This window comes from Streptomyces sp. GB4-14, assembly GCF_022696125.1.
Classification (GTDB): domain Bacteria; phylum Actinomycetota; class Actinomycetes; order Streptomycetales; family Streptomycetaceae; genus Streptomyces; species Streptomyces werraensis.
This window is the reverse complement of the sequence record NZ_RZHO01000002.1, coordinates 5,951,447-5,977,252: the sequence shown is the minus strand read 5'-3', so window position 1 is coordinate 5,977,252 and position 25,806 is coordinate 5,951,447. Positions and strand designations below refer to the sequence as shown.

Genomic DNA, 25,806 nt, shown 5'->3' with positions numbered 1-25,806 from the left:
TCACAACAGAAGGAACGACATGACATCCGCGACACGACCGCGCACCCCACGGCGCGCACTCACGGGCACGCTCGCCACCCTCGGCCTCTCGGTTGGCATGGTCCTGACCACGGCCGCTCCGTCCGCGCAGGCCGCCACGTGGCCGGCCCCCAACGGCAGCCAGGGCGTCTCCTCCACCATCTCCGTGTCCGGCACCAAGGACTACGGGATGAAGCGCCTCTACGGCACCGGTGACCTGGGCTCCGGCGGCCAGGACGAGGACCAGGGCCCGATCCTGAAGCTGGCCGACGGCGCGGTCCTCAAGAACGTGATCCTCGGCGCCCCCGCCGCGGACGGCATCCACTGCGAGGGCTCCTGCACGCTGCAGAACGTCTGGTGGGAGGACGTCGGCGAGGACGCGGCCACCTTCAAGGGCAAGTCGTCCGGGGCGGTCTACACCGTGAGCGGCGGCGGCGCGAAGGAGGCCGGCGACAAGGTCTTCCAGTTCAACGGCGCGGGCACGCTGAACGTGTCCAACTTCGCCGTCCAGAACTTCGGCACCTTCGTCCGCTCCTGCGGCAACTGCTCCACGCAGTACAAGCGGACGATCAACCTCAACTCCATCGAGGTGACCTGGAAGGGCGGTCGTATCGCCGGCATCAACACCAACTACGGCGACAGCGCGACCCTGCGGAACATCACGATCGTCGGCGACAGCAGCAAGAAGATCGTGCCGTGCCAGAAGTACATCGGCAACAACACCGGCAAGGAGCCGAGCAGCAACGGCTCCGGGCCCGACGGCACGTACTGCAAGTACAGCTCGTCCGACATCACCTACCGGTAGCCCCCCCACGGGCGGCGGCCGTAGGGGATTCCCTACGGCCGCCGGTCCTCGTCGCGTGCGCTCGCGTGCGGCCCGCCCCCGCCCACCAGCGAGCGCACCTCGCCCTGCAACTCCTGTCGGTAGTCCGCGTAGGCGGCCCGCAGTGCGTCGCCCGGCCAGCAGGCGGGGAGCAGGGCGGGCGGCAGCACGGGGTCGGCGAGCAGATGGCGTACCACGGCGGCGAAGAGGGTCAGCCGCTCGGCCGGACGCCCGGTGCGTGCCACCTGCCCGAGCAGGGTGCGGGCCTCGCCCGACCAGGCGTCCAACGGCCAAAGGAGCGCAGCGAGTTCGGCGGCGGGCCGCGCGGGGCGGGTCACCGCGCGTTCGGCCACCTCGTCGAGGGCGGCGGGCAGCGGGCGTTCCAGGTTGGCCGGGCGCAGCCACACCCCCTCGCGCAGCTCGGCGAGGCGCAGTCCGGCCAGCCGGGTGCGCAGCTCCGCCCGTTCGGCCGGGCCGCGTCCGGTCGCGGTGACGACGATCAGCTCCCAGTCCCCGTCCCACGCGCGGGTGCGCGGCCGCACGGACTCGTCCTGGCGGCGCCGGCGCTCCAGCAGCCGGTCGCTGAGGCGGTAGCCGGTGTCCGTGCGGCGCAGGTCCCCGGCGGCCACCATCCTGCTCAGCGCCGCCCGCAGTGTCGACCCGCCGAGGTCGAAGCTTTCCACCAGCCGTCCGAGCTCCCGCGCCGGCAGCTCCGGCGGGTGCGCGCCCAGCAGCAGGCTCAGGACGACCGACCGCGCGGACAGCGGACGCAGCCGCGGCCCGTCCGGTGCCGGCTCCGCCGGGTCGTCGCTCCGCATGAGCCGTACTTTAGGCCCCCGACCGGCCCGGTTCCCTCCAGGTGATCCCGAACGGCACCCGCACCGTCCCACATCGCTTCCGCACGGCCCTCTATTAGTCTATTTGGACTGGTAGAGTTCGACCATGCCTCGCCGTGCTCTCGACAATCCGATCGTCCTGCCCGTCCTGGGCCTGCTGCTCGAACAGCCGACCCACCCGCACCAGATGCTCACCGAGCTGCGCAGACGCAGCGACGCGCACGCCGCCGCGATCACGCGCGGCACCCTCTACAACACCGTCGCCACGCTGACCGAGGCCGGCTGGCTCGCCCCCCTGGAGCGGCAGCGGTCGGGCAACCGCCCGGAGCGGACCGTCTACGCGCTCACGGACGCGGGGCGCCAGGAACTCGTGCGCCGGCTGGACTCCCAGATCCACACGCCGAAGAGGGAGTTCTCCCAGTTCCTGGGCGCGGTCGCCTATCTCGGCGCCCTCGGTCGCGACGGCGCGGTCGAGGCACTGACCGAGCGCGGGCGGCGACTGCGGCAGCGCACGGCGGAGGACGAGCGGCGACTCGATGAGGCCCTGGCGGCGGGCGTTCCGCGCATGCATGTCATCGAGGCCGAGTACGCGCTGAGCCTCGCGCGCGCCGAGATCGCGTGGGTCGACTCGGTGACCGAGGAGCTGAGGAGCGGGGCGTTGACGTGGCCCACCGGGGCCGCGCGTGAGCGGGAGGGGGAGGACGCGTGACGTCGCATCGACTGCTGTTCGGCGTGTATCCGGGCGGGGCCGGCGGTGACGACTCGGGAGGGCTCGCGAGCGGGCCGCCCGACGACCCGGACCGTGTGACGGAGGCCCTGGACCGCCTTCAGGGAAGGCCGGACCGCCCGTTCCTGGTGCGCGCCTACACCGCGTTCGACGACACCACCCGCCTCGGCGGGCCGCACGCGACGGCGGCGCCCGAGGACGCGGCGCGGTACGCCGTACGGGGCCGCCGCCTGGACCTGGTGGCGCAGTACCAGTCCGCCGCGGGGGACGTCGACGGCTACTGCCGGTTCGTGCGCGAACTGGTCGAGCAGTACGGCGCGGTGACGAGCACCCTCCAGGTGACGGAGGAACCCAACGACACGGGCAATCCGGTCCTCGACGGTTACTACCCGTCGGTGCGGGAGGCGATCGTTCGCGGGGTCTCCGCCGCCAAGGAGCGCGCACGGGAACTCGGGTACGACGAGCTGCGCGTGGGGTTCAACACCACCCCGCTGTTCGGGCCGTCGGAATCCTTCATCGCGGAGCTGGCCGCGCTGGGCGGCCCGGCCTTCGCCGCCGACCTGGACTACGTGGGCCTGGACTTCTTCCCCGACGTCTTCCGACCCGTCGCCGCGTCCGACCTCGCGTCCGCCGTCGCGGGGCTGCTGCGTCACCACCGCGACGCCGTGCTGGCGCCCGCCGGGCTCGGACACCTGCCGCTGCACATCACCGAGCACGGCTGGCCCACCGGCGGGGAACGCCCTCCGCACCGGCAGGCCGAAGTCGTGGACACGGTGGTGCGGACCGTCGCCTCACTGGCGGAGGAGTCACGGCTGAGCGGTTACACGCACTTCGCACTGCGGGACGCCGACAGTTCACAGCCGGGGCTGTTCCACCGCTTCGGGCTCACCACGGACGACTACACGCCGAAGCCCGCCTTCGAGACGTACAGGGCGCTGATCGACCGGCACGGCTGAACGCGCGCGCGGCATGTTGCACTATTGCTGCGCCCGCAGAGATGGTGCAACACTCAGTCATGGCCATCACGCGCGCCGCCGAGCTGCGGCAGACCCCGTACGGACCCGGCGCCCTCGGCGGCTCCACCCACGACGTCACCAACCAGCCCCCTCACCCCGCCCCGTACGACGCCTCGGACGACGTCGCCCTGCTCGAAGGGGTGCGGCGGGAGGGCGCCGGCTGGGCGGAGGAGGACCTGCGGCGGCTGGGACGGCTGGCGGGCAGTGAAGAGGCGCAGGAGTGGGCCGACCAGGCCAACCGTCACGAGCCCGAACTGCGCACCCACGACCGGTACGGGCACCGCGTCGACGAGGTCGACTTCCACCCGAGCTGGCACCATCTGATGCGCACCGCCGTCGCCGAGGGGCTGGCCGGCACGCCCTGGGCGGACGACCGCCCCGGAGCGCACGTCGCGCGCACCGCCGGCGGACTCGTCTGGGGCCACACCGACGCCGGACACGGCTGCCCCACGTCCATGACGTACGCGGCGATCCCCGCCCTGCGCAAGCAGCCCGAACTGGCGAAGACCTACGAGCCGTTGCTGACCAGCCGTGAGTACGACCCCGGGCTGCGCGTGCCGACGGAGAAGCGCGGGCTGCTGGTCGGCATGGGAATGACCGAGAAGCAGGGCGGCTCCGACGTCCGCACCAACACCACCGCCGCGACGCCGACCGCCGAGCCCGGCGTGTACACCCTGCGCGGCCACAAGTGGTTCACCTCGGCGCCGATGTGCGACGTGTTCCTGGTACTGGCGCAGGCGCCGGGCGGGCTGTCCTGCTTCCTCGTGCCCCGGGTGCTGCCCGACGGCACCCGCAACACCTTCCGCATCCAGCGCCTCAAGGAGAAGCTGGGCAACCGCTCCAACGCCTCCTCCGAGCCGGAGTTCGACGGGACGGTGGCCTGGCTGGTCGGGCCCGAGGGGCAGGGCGTGAAGACCATCATCGAGATGGTCAACTGCACGCGCCTCGACTGCGTGATGATGTCGGCGGCCCTGATGCGCAAGACGCTCGTCGAGGCCGGCCATCACGCCCGGCATCGCAGCGCCTTCGGGGCGCGGCTGGTGGACCAGCCGCTGATGCGCAACGTGCTGGCCGACCTCGCGCTGGAGTCCGAGGCCGCCACGACGCTCACCCTGCGGCTGGCGGGCGCCGCGGACCGCGCGGTGCGCGGGGACGCGGGGGAGGCCGCGTTCCGGCGGATCGCCACGGCCGTCGGCAAGTACTGGGTCACCAAGCGGGGCCCGGCCTTCACCGCCGAGGCGCTGGAGTGCCTGGGCGGCAACGGGTACGTCGAGGACTCGGGGATGCCCCGCCACTACCGGGAGGCCCCGCTGCTCTCCATCTGGGAGGGCTCGGGCAACGTCAACGCCCTCGACGTGCTGCGGGCGCTCGGCCGCGACCCGGCGACCGCACAGGCGCTGTTCGACGAGCTGTCGCTGACGCGCGGCGCGGACGCCCGGCTGGACGCGGCCGTGGCCGGGCTCAAGGACCAGCTGGCCGAGGGGTCGCAGGTGACGGCCCGGCGACTGGTGGAGCGGATGGCGCTGACGCTGCAGGCGTCCCTGCTGGTGCGGCACGCTCCGGCCGCGGTCGCCGACGCGTTCTGTGCGACGCGGCTCGGCGGCGACTGGGGACACGCCTTCGGGACGTTGCCGGCGGGGGCAGGGCTGGACGCGATTCTGGAGCGGGCGCTGCCCGGGCGGGAGTGAGGCGGGACCCGGGCCCGGCGCGGGTGGAGCACGGGCCCGGGCGCGGGTGAGGCCGAGGCTCTCGCCGAGCGGGCGGACGGTCGGCAGACGTTCGTCAGGTCGTCGGCCCCGGGCCCGCCGCACCGCCGTGACCTGCGGTCATGCGTCGTCCGCCAGTCACTGTCAGTGGTGGGGTGCACACTGACCGGTGTCCTGATCGAGGACGTCGAAGGCGATGTCACGGAGGTGATCGGCATGACCGAGGTACTGCTCGCCGTGGGCACCCGCAAGGGTCTGTTCATCGGACGCCGGCGAGGCGGCTCCTGGGAGTTCGACGAGTCCCCCTACTTCAAGGCGCAGGCCGTGTACTCGGTCGCGATCGATACCCGGGGGCAGCGCCCTCGGCTGCTGGCCGGCGGGGACAGCGCGCACTGGGGGCCTTCGGTGTTCCACTCCGACGACCTGGGCCGCACCTGGACCGAACCGGCCCGGCCCGCCGTCAAGTTCCCGCCCGACACCGGAGCTTCGCTGGAGCGGGTGTGGCAGCTGCACCCGGCCGCGGCCGAACCGGACGTGGTGTACGCGGGCACGGAGCCGGCCGCGCTGTACCGCTCGGAGGACCGCGGGGAGTCCTTCGAGCTGGTCAGGCCGTTGTGGGAGCATCCCACGCGCTCCACATGGGTGCCCGGCGGCGGCGGTGAGGGGCTGCACACCGTGCTGACCGACGCGCGCGACCCGCGGGCGGTCACGGTGGCCGTCTCCACCGCGGGCGTGTTCCGCACCCTGGACGGCGGCGCCAGCTGGGAGCCGTCCAACCGCGGGGTGTCCGCGGTGTTCCTGCCGGACCCCGACCCGGAGTTCGGACAGTGCGTCCACAAGGTCGCCCGGGACGCCGCGGACCCGGACCGGCTGTATCTGCAGAACCACTGGGGGGTCTACCGCAGCGACGACGCGGGCGCGCGGTGGACGGACATCGGCGAAGGGCTGCCCTCGACCTTCGGGTTCGCGATGGTGACGCATCCCCACCGCGGCGACACGGCGTACGTGTTCCCCATCAACGCCGACTCCGACCGGGTCCCGGCAGACCGGCGATGTCGCGTCTACCGGACCGGGGACGCGGGACGCAGCTGGGAGCCGCTGTCGGCGGGGCTGCCGCAGGAGGACCACTACGGCACGGTGCTGCGGGACGCGATGTGCAGCGACGACGCCGACCCCGCGGGCGTCTACTTCGGCAACCGCAACGGCGAGGTGTACGCGTCCGCGAACGAGGGGGACAACTGGGAGCAGTTGGCCGCGCATCTGCCGGACGTGCTGTGCGTGCGGGCGGCGGTCGTCGGATGACGGCCGTGCGGATCCCGCCGGGCCCGGGCCATGGGTTGATGGCCGCCGTCGGCGCGGCAGTAGGGTGACGCCCGTGGCACCACGACCCTTGAACGAGATCGTCGAAGCGGGCTGGGCGCAGGCCCTCGAACCGGTGGCGGGGAAGATCGCCGCGATGGGGGACTTCCTCCGCGCGGAGATCGCCGCGGGACGCACCTACCTCCCGGCGGGGGCGAACGTCCTGCGGGCCTTCCAGCAACCCTTCGACGAGGTACGCGTCCTGATCGTCGGGCAGGACCCGTACCCCACGCCGGGGCATGCGGTGGGCCTGAGCTTCTCCGTCGCCCCCGACGTGCGCCCGCTGCCCGGCAGCCTGATCAACATCTACCGCGAGCTGCACAGCGACCTGGGCCTGCCCCAGCCGTCGAACGGCGACCTGACCCCGTGGACCGAGCAGGGCGTGCTGCTGCTCAACAGGGCGCTGACGACCGCCCCGCGCAAGCCGGGCGCCCACCGCGGCAAGGGCTGGGAGGAGGTGACCGAGCAGGCGATACGCGCGCTGGCCGCGCGCGGCAAGCCACTGGTCTCCATCCTGTGGGGGCGGGACGCCCGCAACTGCCGTCCGATGCTGGGTGATCTGCCCGCCGTGGAGTCGGCGCACCCGTCACCGATGTCCGCGGACCGCGGGTTCTTCGGCTCGCGTCCGTTCAGCCGGGCCAACGACCTGCTGATCCGTCAGGGCGGGCAGCCGGTGGACTGGCGCCTGCCGTGACCGGAGCCGGCTACCTCGCCGTGGACTCCGGCGGCTCGGGACTGCGGGCCGTCGTCGGGGCGCCCGGGCGCGGTCCGCTGGCCCGGGCCTCCTCGGACGTGCCGGTGCGCACGGGCGCGCGGGGGATCGACCCGGTGCACTTCCTGGAGCAACTGGTGCCGCTGGCGCGGGCGTTGTGCGCCGAGGCGGGGCTGGAGCGACTGGACACGGCCGCGATCGGCGCGGCGGGGATGGCCAGCCTGGGGGACGCCCTGCGTGCGGAGCTGCCGGACGGGCTGGCGCGGGAACTGGGCGTCGGGCGGACGGCGTTGGCGGCCGACGCGGTCACGGCGTACGTGGGCGCGCTCGGGCCTCGTCCCGGCGCGGTGATCGCGGCTGGCACGGGCCTCATCGCGATCGGCACGGATCTGGCCGGCTGGCGGCGGGCGGACGGCTGGGGGCATCTGCTCGGCGACTGCGGCGGCGGCGCGTGGATCGGGCGGGCCGGGCTGGAGGCCGCGCTGCGCGCGCACGACGGGCGGGACAGGGGTTCCGCGCGGCTGCTGGCGGACGCGGAGGAGATGTTCGGTCCGGTGACCCGGCTGCCGGGGCTGGTGTATCCGCGCGCCGACCGGGCGGCGGTACTCGCCTCGTTCGCTCCGCGCGTGGGCGCGTGCGCGGAGGACGGGGACCCCGTGGCCGTGGACATCGTGCGGGCTGCGGCCCGGCACATGGCCGACTCGGCGGCCGCGGTGTGCCCGGCGGAGGGCGCACCGGCGGTCGCCTGCACCGGCGGGCTGTTCGGGCTCGGCGCGGTGCTGCTGACACCGCTGGACGAGCGGCTGGCGGAGCTGCTGCCGGACGCCCGGCGGGTGCCCGCCGAGGGCGGTCCGCTCGACGGGGCGGTGCGGCTCGCGGAGGACCTTTCCGCTGGTCCGCTCGCTCTTCCGAGTGACGCGAGAATGCTGTGCGTGACGAGCACGGAGGGAACGGACATCACCCTCACGGCCGACACCCGTACGTAACTCATCCGACAAAACCGGACGGATACCGCTCACCTGCACCCTCCCCGAACAGGAGACCCCCGAAAGCCACTAACATGCGGCAGCATGAGCACCCCCACTGGGCCCGCGTCCGGCCTGCCCGTACGAATGCCGCGCCCCCGCCAGCCCGGACGGCACCGCCGTCCCGAACCCCTGGTGGCTCCCGAGGACGCGCCCGCGCTCGTCCTCGCCGTGCCGGGTACGCCCAGTAGTGCCACCCGCTCGCTCGCCGACGAGGTCGTGAGCATCGCACGGTCCGAGCTGCCCGGTCTCGACGCCCGGATCGGCCACCTCGACGGAGGCGACGAGAAGTTCCCCTCGCTGACCTCCGTCCTCGCGCACGCGGCCGAGGAGCGCACCGCCCGCTACGAGCAGGCGCGTGCCGCCGGTTCCGACGTCAAGGAGCCCGACGGCCCCGTCGCCGTCGTCGTGCCGCTGCTCGCCGGCCCGGACAGCGCGCTGCTGCGCCAGGTCCGCCAGGCCGTCATGGACAGCCGCGTCGCCGCCGAGCTGACCGACGTCCTCGGCCCGCACCCGCTGCTCGCCGAGGCGCTGCACGTGCGGCTCTCCGAGGCCGGCCTGGCCCGGGCCGACCGCGCCCGCCTCTTCACCGTGGCGACCGCCGCGGACGGCATCATCCTGGCCTCCGTGGGTGGCGACGAGGCGGTGCAGGCGGCCGGCATCACCGGCATGTTGCTCGCCGCGCGCCTCGCCGTGCCGGTGATGGCGGCGGCCCTCGACCAGGAGGGCTCCATCGCCTCCGTGGCGGAGCAGTTGCGCAACGCCGGTTCGCAGCAGCTGGCGCTGGCGCCGTACCTGATCGGCCCGGAGATCGACGCCTCGCTCGTCGAGGAGGCCGCGAAGGAGGCGGACTGCCCGGCGTCCGAGCCGCTCGGCCCCTACCCGGCGATCGGCAAGCTGGCCCTGGCCAAGTACACGACCGCTCTGGGGATCGCCCCTCAGCAGCCCCAGAGCACCCCGGTCCGCTGACGCGGCCGCCTCTACCGCAGGACGCCTGAAGGGCCCGCTCCGATCACCGGAGCGGGCCCTTTGGCGTGGGGTGGGGCCTGCCTGGACGGGCTTGACGGGGTGCCGCCGTCCCGGCCGGGCTCACCCGGCCCGAGCGGCGAGCCGGCAGCACGTGCCGGCATCCGCTGCGGGCGTCGGCGAACCCGCGCCGACGCCTGCGGCACCGCCGCACGAGAGGCGCCTCGCGACCCGAGCCGCCCGGCCGCCGCCCGGCCGCCGCCCGGCCGCCGCCCGGCCGCCGGGCGGCAGCCGCAAGCCTCACGCTCCCACCAAGGGCGAGCCCGACGGTGTCCGCAGCGGGGTGGACAGTTCCGCGAGGGTGCGTTCCAGGCTGTGGAGGTGGGCCAGGGCCGGTTCCGTTGTGGAGGGGGCCGTGCGCGGCTCGATGTCACGGCCCGTCGTGAGGGCCTCGACCGCCGCCTCGACGCGCCAGCAGGCCGCGGCCAGGCGGGCGTCGTGGGAGGCCTCCGGGTCGGCGGCGACGGCGACCAGGCCGCGGATCTCTCGGGCGCAGTCGTCGAGCAGGGCGAGCACCTGGCGGGCCCGCCGCTTACGGCCGAGCATCGGGTTCAGCGGGTGGACGAGTGGCGCCACGGAGAGGCGTACGCGGGCGAGGAGCCGCTCCAGTTCCGCGACCGTGGGCGCCGGGTCGGCGTCCGGGTCACCGGCCAGCCGTGCGGCCGTCTGCGCCGTGCAGGCGTGCACACAGCGCAGCGCCCGCTGGATCCAGGCGTCGGTGACGCTGTGCGTGGACACGGGCAGTACGAAGACCACCGCCAGCGCAGCGCCGAGCGCCCCGACGCCGGTCTCCGCCATGCGCAGGGCCAGCAGGGACGGGGTGAGCACGCCCAGCAGGCCGTACAGCATGGCGGCGAGGACCGTCACCCAGAGCATCATCCAGGTGTACGAGAGGGCTGCCGTGTAGAAGATGCCGAAGACGGAGACGGCGACGACCAGCACGGTGAGCGCCGCGTCGCCGTGCGCGGGGACGGCGACGAACAGGGCGAGACCGGCGCCGATGACCGTGCCCAGCACGCGGCGGAAGCCCCGCACCAAGGTCTCGCCGCGCGAGGTGGTGTTGACGAACGCCCACCACGTCGCGCCGACGGCCCAGTACCAGCGTTCCCCGGACACCAGCTGCCCCACGAGCAGGGCGAACCCGGCGCCGGCCGTCGCCTGGACGGCCTGGCGGGTGGTGATACGGGCGAGCCCGGTGCCGCCGGGCGGTGCGGGCACGGCCGCCGGGGGCAGCCGCCGCTCGTAGCACCACAGGCCGAAGCGCACCACGCCCGCGGTCGCGACGGACAGCAGCACGGAGGCGGACAGCTCGGCGAGCTGGCCGGTGCGGGCGTGCAGGAACTGCGCCGCGAAGAAGAGCATGAAGGCGAAGATGCCGAGGGCGTGTCCGCGCGGCCCCCAGCGCCTGGCGTACACGCCGAGCCCGACCACGGCGAGGAAGGCGGCGTCCCGGGCCACGGCATGGTCCTGCAGCGCCGCGGCGGCGGACAGCACGGGCAGGCCGGCGGCGGGCAGGAGGGCCGTGGTGACGGCCTGCCCGCGGACGGTGGCGTCGGTGACGGTGAACAGGGCGAGGAGCGCGGCGAGTCCGCCGGTGATCGTGCCGGTGAGGGAGTGCCCGGCGAGCCCGCAGGCGACGACGGCCAGCCCGATACCGAGCACGGCCCGCGTCGCGAACCGCAGCCGGATCCGTCCCGGATCCGGAGCCATGAACACCTTCTTCAGCACCTACCGCCCCCTGGCATCTCGTACGACATGTGTCGTGGCATGAGAAAGGCGCCGCGGGTTCCGCAGCGCCATCGACACACCCATATCAGCATCTCTGCCGCCAGTGGCTCAACTGAGCCTCGCAGGACTGAGCCATTGGTACAGTCATGACGGCATCCCTTGGGCCATCGCCGTGCCAATGGCCGACTCCGGAGCGACGACCTCGTGGCCGTGGACGAACTCGACACCCGCATCCTGCGGCTGCTGCTCGAACAGCCGCGCACCTCCGTGCGTGAGTACGCGCGGATCCTCGGCGTCGCGCGCGGCACGCTCCAGGCGCGGCTCGACCGCATGGAGCGCGAGGGTGTGATCACCGGCATCGGCCCCGCCCTGTCCCCCGCCGCGCTGGGCCACCCGGTGCTTGCGTTCGTGCACATCGAGGTCACCCAGGGGCACCTGGACGAGGTGGGGGACGCGCTGGCGGCGGTGCCCGAAATCGTGGAGGCGTTCTCCATCACCGGCGGCGGCGACCTTCTGACCCGGGTGGTGGCCCGGGACAACGCCCATCTCGAGGACGTGATCCAGAAGCTGATCGGGATGCCGGGCGTGGTCCGCACCCGGACCGAGGTGGCGCTGCGTGAGCGGGTGCCGCACCGGCTGCTGCCACTGGTGGAGTCGATCGGCCGGTCGGCGCGGGACTAGCCCCCTGCCATGCTGGAGGCATGAGCGCACTCGGCACCCTTTCGGTCGTCTTCGATCTCGACGGAACACTCGTGGACAGCGAGCCGAACTACTACGAGGCGGGGCGCCGCACCCTCGTCGAGTACGGCGTCCCGGACTTCTCCTGGACGGAGCACGAGCGCTACGTCGGTATCAGCACCCGTGAGACGGTCGCCGACTGGCGCCGCCGGTACGGCCTGTCCGCCTCGGTGGACGAGCTGGTCGCGGTCAAGAACCGCCACTACCTGGAGCTGGCTCGGACGAAGACGACGGTGTTCCCCGAGATGCGCGCCTTCGTGGAGCGGCTGGCGGACGAGGGCGTCCCGATGGCCGTGGCGTCGGGGTCCTCGGCGGAGGCGATCGACGCGATCCTGACCGGCACCGGTCTGGACGCGCATCCGCGTACCGTCGTGTCGGCCGACGAGGTGGCCCACGGCAAGCCGGCCCCGGACGTGTTCCTGGAGGCGGCGCGGCGGCTCGGCGCGGACCCGGCGGACTGCGTGGTGGTCGAGGACGCGGCGCCGGGTGCGGCCGCCGCGCACGCGGCCGGGATGCGCTGCATCGCCGTCCCCTACGTCGCCGCGCAGGCCGACGCACCGGAGTTCTCGACGGCGGGCCTGCTGCTGCGCGGCGGCCAGCCGGAGTTCACGGCGCGGGCGGCCTGGGAGTGGCTGGCCGGGACCGGAGCCGGCACCGCCCGCCGGAGCTGACCTGCGCCGGCTCGGAGCCGCCGGACGCGTGCCCGGGGCCCGTTCCCGGAACAGCCGAAAATTCTTTCCCGAGCGGTGATTGTTACGCGCTCCGCGTCCGTACTTCCTGGTGTTGGGCCGTTCTCAACCCAGGAGGCACGATGCGCATCTCGCGCAGCACGGCAGGAACCGCGTTCGTGGGCGGAGCCATGATCCTCACCCTCACCGCGCTGGCCTATCCCACCATGCTGGGCGTACAGACCACTTCCACCAAGGCGGACCGGGTGGTCGCCAACACCAACTACGGCCCGCTGACCGAGGCGGACCGCGACTTCGTGGTGAAGGTGCGCGCGGCCGGACTGTGGGAGCACCCCTTGGGGCTGCTGGCGATGGAGCGGGGTACGACGCCCGAGATGAAGGAGGCGGGCGAGCACCTGGTCGTCGGCCACGGGCGGCTGGACGCCAGCTGCCGCAGGATCTCCCTGGAACTCGGCATCACGCTGCCGAACCAGGCGTCACCGCAGCAGCAGGGCTTCGTGGAGACCGTCAAGGCCACGAGCGGCAAGGAGTTCGACTCCACGGCGGTGAACATCATGCGGGTGACCCACGGGCAGATCTTCCCCGCCATCGCCAACATCCGGGCGAACACCCGCAACACGCTGATCCGGCAGCTCGCGGACCAGGCCAACGACACCGTGCTCGACCACATCACGGTGCTGGAGAAGACGGGCCTGGTCAATCACGAGCAGGTCAACTTCCAGCAGACCAGCCCGCCGAAGCTGCCGCGGGAGCAGGTGACGCCGCCGGCGCCGCAGGCGGGCGCGCCGGTGCTCGTGCTGCCGATCCCGAAGGAGCTGGAGGACCTCAACACGGTCTCCCCGGCGCCGTCGCCCTCGGGAACGGTGCGCTGACGCGTCCGCGGCCCGCGGTCAGGACCTGCGGCGGGGCTTGCCCCGCCGCGGGTTCTTCGCCGTTCCGCCGCCGGCGCCTCCGCCGGTGCCCCGTCGGCCACGGCCCGAGGCCCCCGCCGACGGCTGCCGACGGCGTGCGGCGTCGCCCTGGGCGGACCGGTTCCTCCCCTGCTTCGCCTGCTGCTCCTGCGCGGGCTGCGGGCGGCGGCCGCGTGTGCTGTTGACGGTCCTGCCGCGCACGATGCCGATGAAGTCCTCGACCAGGTCCGTGGTCGCCGCCTCCGGCCAGGCCAGGCCGACGCTCGAGGCGGGCGCGTCCTCCAGCGGGCGGTGGGTGAGGTCCTTGCGGTGGTGCAGCCGGGCCAGTGACAGGGGCACCACGAGCACACCGATCCCGGCGGCGACCAGCTCGACCGCGTCGGCGGTGGTGGCGGGCCGTTCCAGCGCGGGGCGGCCCGGCAGGGTCTCCCAGTCGAGCACGTCGTCGAGGGGGTGCAGCACGATGTCGTCCGCCAGGTCCTCGACGGTGACCGAGTCGGCGGCGGTGACCAGGTGGTCCTTGGGGACCACGACGACGGTCTGCTCGGTGTAGAGGGGGATGGCGCTGAGCACCGACCGGTCGACGGGGAGCCGGACGAGACCCGCGTCGGCCTCGCCGTCCAGCAGCATCCCGTGCGCCGGCTGTGCGGGCGCCTGGGTGAGGTTCAGCGGGACGTCGGGCTGCCGCTCGTTCCAGACGCGCACCCACTTGTCGGGCATCACACCGGGGACGTACACGAGGCGGAACGAGAGGGACACTTCCGGGCCGGTCACCTGGCCAGGTTACCGGCCGTGGTCGGCGGCCGTGCACACGCTCGATACCCTGGACGCCATGACGCAGCACCAGAGCACCCAGACGATGAAGCCCGCGACCGCGGCGAAGAAACTGGGTGTGTACCTCGAGGCCACCCCCGCCGAGTTCCGGGAGGGCGTGGTCTCGCGCGCGGAACTGAACGCGCTCCAGGCCGATCCCCCGCAGTGGCTGCGGGACCTGCGGCGCGACGGCCCGCACCCCCGCCCGGTGGTCGCGGCCAAGCTGGGCGTCTCGATCTCCGGTCTGGCCCGCGGCGGCGTGACCGAGCCGCTCACCACCGAGCAGATCGAGGCGCTGAAGCAGGAGCGCCCCGAGTGGCTGGAGCGGGAGCGCGCCACCCAGGCCGGGGTCCGCAAGGAGGCGGCCCGGTTGAAGCAGCGTGAACGCGAGAGCGCGGAGAACACCGAGAGCGAGAGCGGCGACTGAGGTCCCCTCCCGACCTTCCAGACATCCCCGGCCGGGTCCCGGTCCGGGGGTGTTCTGCTTCCGATTCCCGGCATGCCAGGAATCGGGCGTCGTCCCACCCCTTCCGGAGAGCAGATATATGCACCACCATGTGGCGCTATCGCACGCGCCCGTGGCGGCGCGCCCGACCGCGCCCGGGGTGGGACATGCACGACACCAGGTGGAAGCAGGCCGTCGAGTGGCTGGCCGCGGCGGCCACGGACCCGCAGGAGTGCAAGCGCCAGTGGGACCGCGGCCAGGGCACGGCCCTGCTCGCGGCCGGGCGGTACTGGGACGTGCTGAGCGTGCCCGACCGCCTCGGGCTGCTGGCCCTGGACCTGCTGTGGAGCGACCCGCTGGAGATGCCCGGGCCGACCCTGGTGGACGTCACGGCACACCGGGTGGGCTTCTTCCTGCCGCCCGACCCGGACAGCGAGTGGGTGGGCTTCGGGGTGCGGCACGTGGGACGCGGGTCGTGGATCGCGGTGCCGCCGCCGTACCGGCCCTCAGGGCGGCTGGAGTGGCTGGTCCCCCCGGACGGCACCGGCACGCTGCACGCGGCGGAGCCACTGGAACGGGCGCTGCGGCGGGCCACCGGCACACTGGCGGTGCTGACGCCGGTCAGTGCGGAGCCGGAGGGTCCGGACTGCTGGTGACCTGCGGCTCCGGCGCCTGTCCCGGTGCGGCCGCCTGGTGCGCCGCCGCCTCGTAGGACGCCGTCCCGGGCGTCCTACCGAAGGACGTCCCCTCCGGCATACCCCGGGAGGGCCTCCCCGCGGGCGCCTCGCCGGAGGAGGGCCTCCCCTCCCCCACGTCCTCGGGCGCCACCCCGCACGGCACGGTCTCGCGCGTATCCCCGGAAGGGCTCCCCTCGGACACTTCCCCGGACGTCTCGTCGGACGTCCCCTCCGAGGGCTCACCGGAGGGCGCGGCCCCGGGCGTCTCCTGGGAGAGCCTCCCCTCCGACACCTCCTCGGGCGCCTCGCCCGACGTCTCTTCCGAGGAATCACGCAAGGGCATGGTTTGGGACGTCTCCTCGCAGGTCACTCCCGAGGACGTCCCTTCGGGCGTTCTCCGGGAGGGCGGCTCCCCGGACAGGTCCTCCGAGGTCTCGCCGGACGCCCGTTCCGGCACCTCCGGTGCCAGCAAGGGGACGGGGACGCGGAACGGTACCGCAGGCGTCGGGCCGCGGTCGCCCACGGTCACCACGGCGAAGGACGCCCACAGCCCCTCCCGGTGCCCCGGGACGGTCTGCCCCTTCGCCCGCCACTCCGCGACCAGTTCCGCGTAGATCGGTGTATTCGCCACATGGCCGCCGGTCAGTTGCGCGTACGGCCGGCTCACGGCGCCGTGCCCGAGAAGGCGCCGCGCCGTCCCAGTGCTGTCCATGCCGGAGCAACGCCCCGCCGTGCGCCGGTGGTACGCCGTGGGCTCCACCTCCGCCCGCGGGGGTGACATCGTCACCCGGTCGGCCGTACGCGTCGGGGAGGCGGGGTTTGACCCTCGACCTGGTCGAGGCGGCAGGGTCCGAGGTGTGGAGAGCGAGATGCGCAGCATTGGTGAGATGGCCCGCGAGAGCGGGCTGGGCGTCAGCGCCCTGCGGTTCTACGACCGTGCCGGGGTCCTGGTCCCCGACCAGGTCGACCCGGTCACGGGCTACCGCTGGTACGCGCCGGGGCAGCTCGGTGAGGCCCGGGTGCTGGCCCGGCTGCGCCGTGCGGGCATGCCACTGGCGGACGTCCGGCTGGTGCTGGCGGGCTGGACGGCCGCCGACGCCGATCTCGTACGCCGGCTTCTGGAGGCGCATCTGCGCCGGCTGGAGGAGGGGCTGTCGGGCGCCCGCGTCGAGTTCTCCGCGCTTCGTGACCTGCTCGACGACAGGGAGAACTTCCTCATGACCTCACCCCTCACCTCCGCTCGGCTGTCCGTGTCCGGTCCCGGTCTGGCCGCCGCGCTGGACGCGGTCCGCTTCGCGGCCGGGACCGGCCCGGAACTGCCGGTGCTGGCCGGCGTCCATCTCGACGCCGAGGGCGACGCGCTGCACGTCGTGGCGACCGACCGCTACCGGATGGCGGTGGCACGCACCCCGGCCGGCGGACACGGGGGCGGCCGGGTGCGGGCGACCGTGCCGTTGCCGCTCGTCGACGCGATGCGGGCGCTGCTGGACGGCGAGGACGAGGTGGGCCTCGCCGTGGACGACGGGCGCGTGACCCTGGAGGCCGGTGACCGGCAGACGGGCGGCCGGTGTCTGGAGCAGGACTTCCCGGACTACCGGCGTCTGGTGCGGCTGCCTGCCGGACGCCGTGCCGAAGTGGACGTACCCGCGTTCACGGAGGCGGTGCGCACGGGTCCGGTGCGACTGCACGAGGACGGCGGCGCGAAGTACGGGCTGACGGTCCTCGAGGTGTCGGAGGACGGCCGGGTCGGGCCGGTGCCGGAGGGCTCCGACGGCCCGGACGTCGTCGCGGTGAACCGGGCGTTCCTGCTGGACGCGCTCGCCGCGGCGGCCGACGACCGGCTCGTCCTCGAGTTCGGCGCCCCGACCGCCCCGCTCGCGATCCGCCGGCCCCACGACGAGCACACGTTCTCGCTGCTGATGCCGGTGCGACTGTCCGACTGAGGCACGGTCCGGCCCCCTGAACGCACGACGGCCCGGGCGGCTCCCTCGCCGGGGGCTGTCCGGGCCGTACGTGAGACGGCGGGGGTCAGCGGTCGCGGCCGCTGTCCTCCATCGGCTCCAGCGTCTCCGCGGCGGGCGTGCCGCGCTGGGTCGGCAGGGTGTCGGGGGCGGGCGTGCGGCGTCCTGCCAGGCGCATGGCGATCGGCTCGGTGTAGCGGGCGGTGAGCGGGCCGAGGATCACCAGGACCAGGACGTACGCGGTGGCCAGCGGGCCGAGCTCGGGCTCGATTCCGGCGGTGACGGCGAGTCCGGCGATGACGATGGAGAACTCGCCGCGCGCCACCAGGGTGCCGCCCGCGCGCCAGCGGCCCTTGACGGAGATGCCGGCCCGGCGGGCCGCCCACCAGCCGGTGGCGATCTTCGTCAGGGCCGTCACGACGGCCAGGCCCAGCGCCGGGAGGATGACCGGCGGGATGGACTGCGGGTCGGTGTGCAGGCCGAAGAAGACGAAGAACACCGCGGCGAACAGGTCGCGCAGCGGGGCGAGCAGGTTGTGCGCGCCCTCCGCCACCTCACCGGACAGGGCGATGCCGACGAGGAACGCGCCGACGGCGGCCGACACCTGGAGCTGCTGTGCGATGCCCGCGACCAGCAGGGTCAGGCCGAGCACGACGAGCAGCAGCTTCTCCGGGTCGTCACTGGAGACGAAGCGGGAGATCACGCGGCCGTAGCGGACGGCGACGAAGAGCACGAGGCCGGCGACGCCCAGCGCGATGGCGAGGGTGACGCTGCCCGCGGCGAGGCTGACGCCGGCCAGCAGGGCGGTGATGATCGGCAGGTAGACGGCCATCGCCAGGTCCTCGAGCACGAGGATGCTGAGGATGACCGGGGTTTCTCTGTTGCCGAGCCGGCCGAGGTCCCCGAGGACCTTGGCGATGACGCCGGAGGAGGAGATCCAGGTGACGCCCGCGAGCACCACGGCGGCGACCGGGCCCCAGCCCATGAGCAGGGCGAGGGCGGCGCCGGGCAGGGCGTTGAGCGTCATGTCGACGAGGCCGGCCGGGTACTGCGTCTTGAGGTTGGAGACGAGGTCGCTGGCCGTGTACTCGAGGCCGAGCATGAGGAGCAGCAGGATGACGCCGATCTCGGCGCCGATCGCGACGAACTCCTCACTGGCGCCGAGCGGCAGCAGGCCGCCCTCGCCGAAGGCGAGGCCGGCCAGCAGGTAGAGGGGGATGGGCGAGAACTGGAGGCGTCCGGCGAGGCGGCCGAGCAGGCCGAGGCCGAGGATGATCGCGCCGAACTCGATGAGGAAGATCGCGGAAGAGTGCACGCGCTCACTCCCGCCCGAGGATCTCGGCGGCGGCGTCGATGCCCTCGCGGGTGCCGATGACGATCAGCGTGTCCCCGCCGGCGAGCCGGAAGTCCGGCGCGGGCGACGGGATCGCCTCCGCGCGGCGGAGGACGGCCACGATGGACGCGCCCGTGTCGGTGCGCATCCGGGTCTCGCCGAGCAGCCGCCCGTTCCAGTGGGAGACCGAGGACAGTTCGATGCGCTCGGCGACCAGGCCGAGGTCGGTGGTGTGCAGCAGGTTGGGGCTGTGGTGGGCCGGCATCAGCGCGTCGATGAGCGCGGCCGACTCGGCGACGCTGAGCCGCAGGGAGCGGGCGCAGGCGTCCGGGTCGTCGGAGCGGTAGACGTTCACCGTCCGGGCGCCGTCGCGGTGCGCGATGACGGACAAGTGCTCGTGCTCACGCGTGGTGAGGTCGTATTTCACACCGATGCCCGGCAACGGTGTCGCGCTCATCCGTGGAGCAGGCACAGCCCGTCCCCTTCCCGTCTTCTTCTCAAGTCGTCCGGCGTGCGGGGCTGAACGGACCGGCGCACGGCACCGGGGGGCAACCCTCACCGCCGTAATGGTGCCATCCCGCCATTCGGCCGGAACATGGGTGTTGTCACGGATGGACAGGTTCCAAGGCCGCCGCGAGGATCTCCGAGGCCGACGTGTCGCCGCAGGTCAGCGGGGCGCGCCGGACAAAGCGCAGGAATGGGGCGCTTAGTGGTCCGCCCGTGTGGGTACTCGGTGGCACCTTCCGGGGACGGGAGTGTGTGGTGGACGACACGGTGATCGTCGGAGTGGACGGCTCCTCCTCCAGCCTCGCCGCCGCCGACGTGGCGGCCGAGGAGGCGCGGCTGCGCGGGGCCCGGCTGCGCATCGTGCACGCGTTCGCCCGGCCCTCCGATCTGGATCCGATGATCCACGGGGTGCTGGCAGAGACGGAGCAGCGGATCCACGAGCGCGTCCCCGGACTGGAGATCACCCGCACCGTGGTGTCCGGCGACGCCCTGACGGTGCTGCGCACCGAGTCGCGGCACGCGGTGCTGACCGTGCTGGGGCGGCGCGGCCGGAGCCGCTTCGGCGACCTGCTGCTGGGCTCGACGACCATGCAGCTGGCGGCACACGGGCACGGTCCTCTGATGGTGCTGCGCGGGCGGCCCGACCCGCAGGGTCCCGTCCTGCTGGCCACGGACGGCTCGCCCGCCTCGAACGCCGCCGCGTCCTTCGCGTTCACGGAGGCCGGACTGCGCGGGGCGGCGCTGACGGCCATGCACGTCTGGAACACCTGGAGCGAGGCCACGCCGTACGAGGAACCGGGCGACCCGCTGAGCGTGGTGGTGGACCTCGGCCGGCTCGAGCTGCGTCACCGGCGGCTGCTGGAGGACGCGATGAAGCCCTGGAGGGCCGCGCACCCCGAGGTCGTCGTCACGCCGCGCCTCGAACGGGGCCGTGTCCGCCAGCAGTTGCTGGAGGCGACGCGCGGGGCGCAACTGGTGGTGGCCGGGGCACGCGGCCACGGCGGGGTGGCCGGGATGCTGCTCGGCTCGGTCAGCCAGGCCCTGCTGCACCACGCGGAGTGTCCGGTGGCGGTGGTCCGGGCGGCGAGCTGAGGACGCCGTCCCGGTCCGGCCTCTCCCAGGGACTCACGACCACCGTGCGCATGCCGCGGCGAGGCGTGGGTCGGCGCGCACCCAGACCTCGCCCTCGGCCGCCTCGGGCGGGGCGTCGGCCCGTTCGAGTCCGAGGAACTCGATCATCCTGAGCAGTACGGCTCGTTCGGCTCGATCGTCGTCGGCCCCCTGCGAGTCGAAGAAGACGTAGCACTGGTCACTCGGGTCCACGCAGCCCGAGTCCGCCCAGATCCGCGCGACCTCGTCCAGCGCCGCCGCTTCCGTCGTGATCGCGGCGGCGCGTGCGGCACCGCGCGTCTCCGGCGGCTGGTCCAGGTCGGCCAGGTCGGAGAACCACTGTCCGAAGCGGTCGAGGCCGGCGCAGCCGTTCTCGAAGAACAGCATCGCGCCCGGCAGGTAGCGGTTGGCCCTGCCGGCCCGGAGGTATTCCGGCCGGGGCCGGTCCGCGTCCCTGATCCGCGCGATCAGACCGTGCCCGGGCATGATTACCAGACTCTGCCCCGCCGCCTCGTCCCTGATGGCGCAGGTGTCGGCTTCTCGACCGCGGAAGAACGCGGAGAACGCCACGTAGGCCTCCTGCGGATCGCCCACGGAGACCTGGTGCTCCGTGCCGTCAGCGACAGCGAAGACGAACTGCTTCGGTCCGGGGTGGTAGGGGCGAGCCATGTGCGTCCTTCGTTCGGGTGTGGAAGTTCTGCCGGCGCGACGGCCACCGGGTCACCCCAGGAAGCTCAGCCGCACCTTGCGGTCCGGGTTGTCGCGGTTGGTGTCGACCAGGCAGACCGACTGCCAGGTGCCCAGCTCCAGGCGGCCGTTGATCACGGGGAGCGTCGCGTGCGGCGGGACGAAGGCGGGGAGGACGTGGTCGCGGCCGTGGCCGGGGCTGCCGTGGCGGTGCTGCCAGCGGTCGTCGGCGGGGAGCAGGGTGTGCAGCGCCGACAGCAGGTCGTCGTCGCTGCCGGCGCCGGTCTCGATGACGGCGATGCCGGCCGTGGCGTGCGGTACGAACACGTTGAGCAGGCCGTCCCGGCCGGAGGCGGCGTCCCGCAGGAAGGCCTCGCAGTCGCCGGTGATGTCGACGACCCGCTCGGCGGAGCCGGTGGTGAGGGTCAGGACTCGGGTGGTGAAGGCGTCGGACATACGCCCATCCTGACGCACGCGGCGTGCTTTCCCGTGCCTGCCTGCGGCGCGCGTCCGGGAAGATCCACCGCACCCGGGGTGTTGGTGGAGGCGTGAACAATGTGCGCGAGGTCGAGGTGGTCGTCGTCGGCGCCGGGCAGGCCGGGCTGTCGAGCGCCTATCACCTGCGGCGGACCGGGTCCGTGCCGGACCGCGACTTCGTGGTGCTGGACCACTCCCCCGCTCCCGGCGGCGCCTGGCAGTTCCGCTGGCCCTCGCTGACGTACGGCAAGGTGCACGGGATGCACGCGCTGCCCGGGATGGAGCTGACGGACGCCGACCCGCTGCGGCCCTCCTCCGAGGTGATCGGCGCGTACTTCGACCGCTACGAGCGGACGTTCGACCTGCGGGTGCGCCGTCCGGTGGACGTGCACGCGGTCCGGGAGGGGTCCGGCGGGCGGCTGCTGGTGGAGACCTCGCACGGCACCTGGGCGACCCGCGCGCTGATCAACGCGACCGGCACCTGGGACCGGCCCTTCTGGCCCCGCTACCCCGGCCAGGAGACGTTCCGCGGACGGCAGTTGCACACCGCGCGGTACCCGGGCCCCGAGGCGTTCGCGGGGCTTCGGGTGGTCGTGGTGGGCGGCGGAGCGTCGGGCACCCAGCACCTGCTGGAGATCGCGCCGTACGCCGCGGCCACCACCTGGGTGACCCGCCGGCCGCCCGTCTGGCGGGAGGAGCCCTTCGACGAGAACGCGGGCCGTGAGGCCGTCGCCCTCGTCGAGGAGCGTGTGAGGCGGGGACTGCCTCCGCGCAGCGTCGTCTCCGTCACCGGGCTGCCGCTGAACGACGCGGTCCGGCGAGGGCTCGCGGACGGTGTCCTCGACCGGCAGCCGATGTTCGACCGGATCGAGCCCGAGGGTGTGGTGTGGGACGACGGGCGCCGGGTCGCAGCGGACGTGATCCTGTGGGCGACCGGCTTCCGGCCCGTCATCGACCATCTCGCGCCGCTGCGGCTGCGGGAGCCGGGCGGCGGGATCCGCGTGGAGGGCACCCGGGCGGTCGCCGACCCGCGGATCCACCTGGTCGGCTACGGCCCATCGGCGAGCACGATCGGCGCCAACCGGGCCGGACGGGCCGCGGTGCGGGACATCAGGCGGCTGCTGGCCGAGGAGCCCGCCGCGGCCTGAACGGTGGTCATGTCGCGGACGGCCGCGCCGACTTCTCCGCAGCCTTCTTCCGTTCCGCCTCCGCCTCCGCCACGTTGCGCTGGTGCTCGGCGAGGTCCGCGGTGAAACGGGTCTCCCCCGGCCGGACCGTGACGAAGTACAGCCAGTCGCCCGGGGTGGGGGTGATGGCGGCGCGCACGGCGTCCTCGCCGGGATTGTCGATCGGCGTCGGCGGCAGCCCCATGCGCCGGTACGAGTTGTACGGGCTGTCGACCTCGGTGTCGGCGGGGGTGGCGCGCGCCTTGCTGCGGTTGAGGGCGTAGTCGACGGTGGAGTCCATCTGCAGCGGCATGCCGCGCTCCAGCCGGTTGAAGATCACCCGGGCCACCTTGCCCATGTCGGCCTTGGTGGCCGCCTCTGCCTGCACGATGCTGGCGACGGTGACCGCCTGGTAGACGTTCATCGCGTTGCGCTGCGCGCCGGCGGCGACGGGGGCGCCGTTGAACTTCTTGTTGGCCGTGTCGACCATGCGGGCCAGCAGCTTCTGCGGGGTGGCGTTCTCCGGGAGCGGATACGTGTCCGGGAAGAGGTAGCCCTCGGGGTTGCCCTCGGCCTCGGTCGGCAGCTTCAGGTCGGCCTTCGCGAGGGACTTCCTGGTGGTGCCCGCGGGCAGGTCGAGGGTCTTGTCGATGGCGGCGTAGACCTGGCTCGCCCGCCATCCCGCGGGGACGACGAGGGCCTCGGGCCGGGGCTCCTCCTCGTCGGCCATGATCAGCAGCGGCACCGCCACGGCGGTGCCGGCCACGACGGCCCCGAGCGTCGCCAGGGCGAAACGGCCGCGGCGCGTCAGTCGGATCGAGTTCCGTGACGGAGTGTTCGTCTGCATGCGGGCACGGTAACGTGCATACCGCCGCAAACCCGGCATATTTTCAGCTTGTCGGCTCCAGTCGGGCGTCCCGTCGCACGAGGGCCGCATACCGCCCTTCGCGCTCCAGCAGCTCCTCGTGGGTCCCGCGCTCCACCACGCGGCCGGAATCCAGGACCACGATCTGGTCGGCTCCGCGGACGGTGGACAGCCGGTGGGCGATGGTGATAGTGGTGCGGTCCGCCGACAGCGCGTCGATCGCGGCCTGCACCGCCGCCTCGGTACGGGTGTCCAGCGCGCTGGTCGCCTCGTCGAGAACGAGCACCGGGGGGTCGCGCAGAATGGTCCGGGCGATCGCCAGTCGCTGCTTCTCGCCGCCGGAGAAGCGATGGCCGCGTTCGCCGACGACGGTGTCGTAGCCGTCCGGCAGGGCCGCGATGTGGTCGTGGATCTGGGCGGCCTTCGCCGCGGCGTGCAGTTCCTCGTCGGTGGCGTCGGGCTTGGCGAAGCGCAGGTTGTCGGCGACCGACGCGTGGAAGAGGTACGTCTCCTGGGAGACGACGCCCACCGCGCGGGCCAGGGTGTCGAAGTCGAGGTCGCGCACGTCCACCCCGTCGAGGGTGACCCGCCCGCCCGTGACGTCGTACAGCCGCGGCACCAGGTGGCCGAGCGTGGACTTGCCGGCGCCGGTCGGGCCGACGACGGCGAGGCTGCCGCCCGGCGGGACGGCTATGTCGATGCCGTCGAGGACCGGACCTCCCTTGCCGTCGTAGCCGAACGAGACGTCCTCGAAGCGGACCTCGCCCTTCACCCGTTCCAGGCGCACCGGGTCCTCGCGCTCGGTGATGTCGATCGGCAGGTCGAGATACTCGAAGATGCGCTGGAAGAGGGCGAGCGAGGTCTGGATCTGGACGCCGGTGGACAGCAGGCTGACCGCCGGGCGGAACAGGCCCTGCTGGAGCGAGACGAACGCGACGATGGTGCCGATCGACACCCCGGGGCCGCCCGAATGCAGGGCGAGGCCGGCCGTCCAGTAGATGACCGCGGGCATGGCGGCCATGACGATCGTGATGACCGCCATCCGCCAGCGGCCCGCCATGTTCGACCGCACCTCCAGGTCGACCAGCCGCTCGGACTCGTCGGCGAAGGCGGCGGTCAGCGAGTCGGAGCGGCCCATCGTGCGGCCGAGCAGGATGCCGCTGACCGACAGCGACTCGGTGACCGTGGCCGCCATCGCGGCCATCTGCTTCTGGCGCCGGGTGGTGATCTTCTTGCGCTCGTTGCCGACGCGGCGGCTGATCCACACGAAGACCGGCAGCAGCGCCAGCGACACGGCCGTCAGGCGCCAGTCGAGCGCGAGCATCGCCACGATCGTCGCGACCACGCTGGTGAGGTTTGAGACCAGCGAGGTCGCCGTGGAGGTGACGGTGGCCTGCATGCCGCCGATGTCGTTGGCGATGCGGGACTGCACCTCGCCGGTGCGGGTGCGGGTGAAGAAGGCGAGCGACATGCGCTGCAGACGCCCGTAGACGGCGGTGCGCAGATCGTGCATGACGCGCTGGCCCACGGTCGTGGAGATCAGGGTCTGCAGCACGCCGAAGACGCTGGTGAGCACGGCGCTGAGGATCATGCCGAGTGCCAGCAGGCTGAGCAGGCCGGTGCGGCCCTCGGGGAGCGCGACGTCGAGGATGGCCTTCAGCAGGAACGGCGAGGCGACCGAGACGAGCGAGGACGCCCCGACGAGGAGTCCTACGACGGCGAGGCGGCCCCGGTAGGGACGGAAGAGGCGCAGGATGCGCCGCACCTGCCGGGGTTCCTGCTCGGCTCCGGCGGGCGGCGTCCATGCGGGTGCGTGGTCGGGGTGCATGGTCTCCTTCGGGGTGCGGCTCTCGATGAACGATATTCATTGTTACCTGCACTCACAATGAACGCCATCCTGATAATGTTCCCGCATGACCGCCCCCGACCCCGACGGCCTGCTGGCCGAGCAGCTGCTCCGGCTCACCCGCCGGGTGCACCGCATCCAGAAGCGCCATCTGGAGCGGCGCGAACTCGGCATCACTCCTGCCCAGTCCCGGCTGCTGCGCACCCTCGCGCACTACTCCTCGCCGCCCCGTATGGCCGACCTCGCGGAGCGGCTGGAGGTGGTGCCCCGCGCGGTGACCACGCTGGTCGACGGGCTGGAGGCGCACGGCAAGGTGCGCAGGGTCCCGGATCCGGCCAACCGACGGGTGATCCGCATCGAGCTGACCGACGAAGGCCGCGAGACGCTCCGCGAACTGCGGGCGGCGCGGCGGGCGGCGGCGTCGGAGATCCTCGCCCCGCTGGGCGAACGGGAGCGGGAGCAGCTCGGTGAGCTGCTGAACACCCTGGTCGACGGTCCGCAGGTGCCGCCCTGCGAGGAGGGGGCGACCGGGCGGGCGCGCGACGGCGAGGGCTGACACCGGCCCCGGACACATGCGTCCGGGACACGGGCCGTGGCCGGGAAAA

At 73.4% G+C, this 25,806-nt stretch carries 26 protein-coding genes; 17 read left to right on the top strand and 9 right to left on the bottom strand.

The window, feature by feature from the left end; all coding sequences use genetic code 11:
- The first annotated feature begins 19 nt into the window (after positions 1–19).
- The gene (locus ELQ39_RS28815) at positions 20–823 is read left to right on the top strand and encodes a pectate lyase (protein WP_242594795.1); all 804 of its coding nucleotides are present in this window, start codon (positions 20–22) and stop codon (positions 821–823) included.
- 32 nt (positions 824–855) lie between these two features.
- Here ELQ39_RS28815 and ELQ39_RS28810 read toward each other — a convergent pair whose 3' ends face one another.
- Positions 856–1,659 carry a PaaX family transcriptional regulator C-terminal domain-containing protein gene (locus ELQ39_RS28810; protein ID WP_242594794.1) on the bottom strand — a complete coding sequence of 268 codons (804 nt, stop codon included), beginning with the start codon at positions 1,657–1,659 and terminating at the stop codon, positions 856–858.
- Between the two features lie 124 nt (positions 1,660–1,783).
- Between ELQ39_RS28810 and ELQ39_RS28805 the strand changes: the two genes are divergently transcribed.
- The 7 genes from ELQ39_RS28805 (at position 1,784) to ELQ39_RS28775 (ending at position 9,191) form a co-directional block, all read left to right on the top strand.
- Complete coding sequence (locus ELQ39_RS28805) at positions 1,784–2,386, top strand: PadR family transcriptional regulator (protein ID WP_242594793.1); 603 nt, start codon at positions 1,784–1,786, stop codon at positions 2,384–2,386.
- Positions 2,383–3,360, top strand: a complete 978-nt coding sequence (locus ELQ39_RS28800) for a hypothetical protein (RefSeq protein WP_242594791.1) — start codon at positions 2,383–2,385, stop codon at positions 3,358–3,360. Before ELQ39_RS28805 ends, ELQ39_RS28800 begins: the two co-directional genes overlap by 4 nt.
- A 59-nt stretch (positions 3,361–3,419) precedes the next feature.
- On the top strand, positions 3,420–5,108 hold the full coding sequence (locus ELQ39_RS28795) for an acyl-CoA dehydrogenase family protein (RefSeq protein ID WP_242594789.1): 1,689 nt from the start codon (positions 3,420–3,422) through the stop codon (positions 5,106–5,108).
- Between the two features lie 165 nt (positions 5,109–5,273).
- Entirely contained in the window at positions 5,274–6,428 is a 1,155-nt protein-coding gene (locus ELQ39_RS28790; RefSeq protein WP_443334353.1) for a WD40/YVTN/BNR-like repeat-containing protein, read from the top strand.
- A 73-nt stretch (positions 6,429–6,501) separates the two neighbouring features.
- On the top strand, positions 6,502–7,179 hold the full coding sequence (locus tag ELQ39_RS28785; protein ID WP_242594785.1) for a uracil-DNA glycosylase: 678 nt from the start codon (positions 6,502–6,504) through the stop codon (positions 7,177–7,179).
- Positions 7,176–8,183: an N-acetylglucosamine kinase gene (locus ELQ39_RS28780; protein WP_242594784.1), complete on the top strand. Its 1,008-nt coding sequence runs from the start codon at positions 7,176–7,178 to the stop codon at positions 8,181–8,183. Before ELQ39_RS28785 ends, ELQ39_RS28780 begins: the two co-directional genes overlap by 4 nt.
- An 84-nt stretch (positions 8,184–8,267) precedes the next feature.
- Positions 8,268–9,191 (top strand): sirohydrochlorin chelatase, encoded by a 924-nt coding sequence (locus ELQ39_RS28775; RefSeq protein WP_242594782.1) that lies wholly within the window; start codon positions 8,268–8,270, stop codon positions 9,189–9,191.
- A gap of 297 nt (positions 9,192–9,488) precedes the next feature.
- On the opposite strand, the gene ELQ39_RS28770 is transcribed toward ELQ39_RS28775, so the two are convergent.
- On the bottom strand, positions 9,489–10,976 hold the full coding sequence (locus ELQ39_RS28770) for an FUSC family protein (protein ID WP_225640781.1): 1,488 nt from the start codon (positions 10,974–10,976) through the stop codon (positions 9,489–9,491).
- A 204-nt stretch (positions 10,977–11,180) separates the two neighbouring features.
- On the opposite strand from ELQ39_RS28770, the gene ELQ39_RS28765 reads away from it, so the two are divergent.
- The 3 genes from ELQ39_RS28765 (at position 11,181) to ELQ39_RS28755 (ending at position 13,275) form a co-directional block, all read left to right on the top strand.
- The gene (locus ELQ39_RS28765; RefSeq protein WP_190003727.1) at positions 11,181–11,657 is read left to right on the top strand and encodes an Lrp/AsnC family transcriptional regulator; all 477 of its coding nucleotides are present in this window, start codon (positions 11,181–11,183) and stop codon (positions 11,655–11,657) included.
- A 20-nt stretch (positions 11,658–11,677) separates the two neighbouring features.
- Entirely contained in the window at positions 11,678–12,385 is a 708-nt protein-coding gene (locus tag ELQ39_RS28760; RefSeq protein WP_242594779.1) for an HAD family hydrolase, read from the top strand.
- A 140-nt stretch (positions 12,386–12,525) separates the two neighbouring features.
- Positions 12,526–13,275: a DUF4142 domain-containing protein gene (locus tag ELQ39_RS28755; RefSeq protein WP_242594778.1), complete on the top strand. Its 750-nt coding sequence runs from the start codon at positions 12,526–12,528 to the stop codon at positions 13,273–13,275.
- 18 nt (positions 13,276–13,293) lie between these two features.
- Here ELQ39_RS28755 and ELQ39_RS28750 read toward each other — a convergent pair whose 3' ends face one another.
- A complete protein-coding gene (locus ELQ39_RS28750) occupies positions 13,294–14,088 on the bottom strand; it encodes a LysR family transcriptional regulator substrate-binding protein (protein ID WP_242594776.1) in 795 nt (264 codons plus the stop codon).
- Between the two features lie 58 nt (positions 14,089–14,146).
- On the opposite strand from ELQ39_RS28750, the gene ELQ39_RS28745 reads away from it, so the two are divergent.
- The 3 genes from ELQ39_RS28745 to ELQ39_RS28735 all read left to right on the top strand — a co-directional run bounded on the left by ELQ39_RS28745 (position 14,147) and on the right by ELQ39_RS28735 (position 17,192).
- On the top strand, positions 14,147–14,554 hold the full coding sequence (locus ELQ39_RS28745) for a DUF5997 family protein (RefSeq protein ID WP_242594774.1): 408 nt from the start codon (positions 14,147–14,149) through the stop codon (positions 14,552–14,554).
- Between the two features lie 185 nt (positions 14,555–14,739).
- Positions 14,740–15,228, top strand: a complete 489-nt coding sequence (locus ELQ39_RS28740) for a hypothetical protein (protein WP_242594772.1) — start codon at positions 14,740–14,742, stop codon at positions 15,226–15,228.
- Between the two features lie 890 nt (positions 15,229–16,118).
- Positions 16,119–17,192, top strand: coding sequence for a DNA polymerase III subunit beta family protein (locus ELQ39_RS28735; protein WP_242594770.1), 1,074 nt, complete (start codon positions 16,119–16,121; stop codon positions 17,190–17,192).
- Positions 17,193–17,277: 85 nt separating this feature from the next.
- Here the strand turns inward: ELQ39_RS28735 and ELQ39_RS28730 are convergent, their stop codons facing one another.
- Together ELQ39_RS28730 and ELQ39_RS28725 are read right to left on the bottom strand one after the other, a co-directional pair.
- Positions 17,278–18,525 carry a cation:proton antiporter gene (locus ELQ39_RS28730; protein ID WP_242594768.1) on the bottom strand — a complete coding sequence of 416 codons (1,248 nt, stop codon included), beginning with the start codon at positions 18,523–18,525 and terminating at the stop codon, positions 17,278–17,280.
- Between the two features lie 4 nt (positions 18,526–18,529).
- On the bottom strand, positions 18,530–19,000 hold the full coding sequence (locus ELQ39_RS28725; protein WP_006135137.1) for a cation:proton antiporter regulatory subunit: 471 nt from the start codon (positions 18,998–19,000) through the stop codon (positions 18,530–18,532).
- Between the two features lie 305 nt (positions 19,001–19,305).
- Between ELQ39_RS28725 and ELQ39_RS28720 the strand changes: the two genes are divergently transcribed.
- A complete protein-coding gene (locus ELQ39_RS28720) occupies positions 19,306–20,142 on the top strand; it encodes a universal stress protein (RefSeq protein ID WP_242594766.1) in 837 nt (278 codons plus the stop codon).
- 33 nt (positions 20,143–20,175) lie between these two features.
- On the opposite strand, the gene ELQ39_RS28715 is transcribed toward ELQ39_RS28720, so the two are convergent.
- Complete coding sequence (locus ELQ39_RS28715) at positions 20,176–20,829, bottom strand: hypothetical protein (protein ID WP_242594764.1); 654 nt, start codon at positions 20,827–20,829, stop codon at positions 20,176–20,178.
- A 51-nt stretch (positions 20,830–20,880) separates the two neighbouring features.
- Positions 20,881–21,303 carry a secondary thiamine-phosphate synthase enzyme YjbQ gene (locus ELQ39_RS28710; protein ID WP_190003717.1) on the bottom strand — a complete coding sequence of 141 codons (423 nt, stop codon included), beginning with the start codon at positions 21,301–21,303 and terminating at the stop codon, positions 20,881–20,883.
- A 92-nt stretch (positions 21,304–21,395) separates the two neighbouring features.
- Between ELQ39_RS28710 and ELQ39_RS28705 the strand changes: the two genes are divergently transcribed.
- Positions 21,396–22,472 carry an NAD(P)-binding domain-containing protein gene (locus ELQ39_RS28705; protein ID WP_242594762.1) on the top strand — a complete coding sequence of 359 codons (1,077 nt, stop codon included), beginning with the start codon at positions 21,396–21,398 and terminating at the stop codon, positions 22,470–22,472.
- Positions 22,473–22,479: 7 nt separating this feature from the next.
- Here the strand turns inward: ELQ39_RS28705 and mltG are convergent, their stop codons facing one another.
- Both mltG and ELQ39_RS28695 read right to left on the bottom strand, forming a co-directional pair.
- On the bottom strand, positions 22,480–23,337 hold the full coding sequence (gene mltG, locus ELQ39_RS28700) for an endolytic transglycosylase MltG (RefSeq protein ID WP_242594760.1): 858 nt from the start codon (positions 23,335–23,337) through the stop codon (positions 22,480–22,482).
- 43 nt (positions 23,338–23,380) lie between these two features.
- Entirely contained in the window at positions 23,381–25,183 is a 1,803-nt protein-coding gene (locus ELQ39_RS28695; protein ID WP_242594757.1) for an ABC transporter ATP-binding protein, read from the bottom strand.
- A gap of 85 nt (positions 25,184–25,268) precedes the next feature.
- Here ELQ39_RS28695 and ELQ39_RS28690 point away from each other — a divergent pair, with 85 nt between their 5' ends.
- Positions 25,269–25,757 (top strand): MarR family winged helix-turn-helix transcriptional regulator, encoded by a 489-nt coding sequence (locus ELQ39_RS28690; RefSeq protein ID WP_242594756.1) that lies wholly within the window; start codon positions 25,269–25,271, stop codon positions 25,755–25,757.
- Positions 25,758–25,806 lie beyond the last annotated feature (49 nt).

What these genes read in the sequence shown, in the direction of transcription:
- ELQ39_RS28815 (WP_242594795.1), top strand. Translation starts at nt 20, where the DNA reads ATGACATCCGCGACACGACCGCGCACCCCACGGCGCGCACTCACGGGC.
- ELQ39_RS28810 (WP_242594794.1), bottom strand. Translation starts at nt 1,659, where the DNA reads ATGCGGAGCGACGACCCGGCGGAGCCGGCACCGGACGGGCCGCGGCTG.
- ELQ39_RS28805 (WP_242594793.1), top strand. Translation starts at nt 1,784, where the DNA reads ATGCCTCGCCGTGCTCTCGACAATCCGATCGTCCTGCCCGTCCTGGGC.
- ELQ39_RS28795 (WP_242594789.1), top strand. Translation starts at nt 3,420, where the DNA reads ATGGCCATCACGCGCGCCGCCGAGCTGCGGCAGACCCCGTACGGACCC.
- ELQ39_RS28775 (WP_242594782.1), top strand. Translation starts at nt 8,268, where the DNA reads ATGAGCACCCCCACTGGGCCCGCGTCCGGCCTGCCCGTACGAATGCCG.
- ELQ39_RS28760 (WP_242594779.1), top strand. Translation starts at nt 11,678, where the DNA reads ATGAGCGCACTCGGCACCCTTTCGGTCGTCTTCGATCTCGACGGAACA.
- ELQ39_RS28755 (WP_242594778.1), top strand. Translation starts at nt 12,526, where the DNA reads ATGCGCATCTCGCGCAGCACGGCAGGAACCGCGTTCGTGGGCGGAGCC.
- ELQ39_RS28745 (WP_242594774.1), top strand. Translation starts at nt 14,147, where the DNA reads ATGACGCAGCACCAGAGCACCCAGACGATGAAGCCCGCGACCGCGGCG.
- ELQ39_RS28740 (WP_242594772.1), top strand. Translation starts at nt 14,740, where the DNA reads ATGCACGACACCAGGTGGAAGCAGGCCGTCGAGTGGCTGGCCGCGGCG.
- ELQ39_RS28735 (WP_242594770.1), top strand. Translation starts at nt 16,119, where the DNA reads ATGCGCAGCATTGGTGAGATGGCCCGCGAGAGCGGGCTGGGCGTCAGC.
- ELQ39_RS28725 (WP_006135137.1), bottom strand. Translation starts at nt 19,000, where the DNA reads ATGAGCGCGACACCGTTGCCGGGCATCGGTGTGAAATACGACCTCACC.
- ELQ39_RS28715 (WP_242594764.1), bottom strand. Translation starts at nt 20,829, where the DNA reads ATGGCTCGCCCCTACCACCCCGGACCGAAGCAGTTCGTCTTCGCTGTC.
- ELQ39_RS28710 (WP_190003717.1), bottom strand. Translation starts at nt 21,303, where the DNA reads ATGTCCGACGCCTTCACCACCCGAGTCCTGACCCTCACCACCGGCTCC.
- mltG (WP_242594760.1), bottom strand. Translation starts at nt 23,337, where the DNA reads ATGCAGACGAACACTCCGTCACGGAACTCGATCCGACTGACGCGCCGC.
- ELQ39_RS28695 (WP_242594757.1), bottom strand. Translation starts at nt 25,183, where the DNA reads ATGCACCCCGACCACGCACCCGCATGGACGCCGCCCGCCGGAGCCGAG.
- ELQ39_RS28690 (WP_242594756.1), top strand. Translation starts at nt 25,269, where the DNA reads ATGACCGCCCCCGACCCCGACGGCCTGCTGGCCGAGCAGCTGCTCCGG.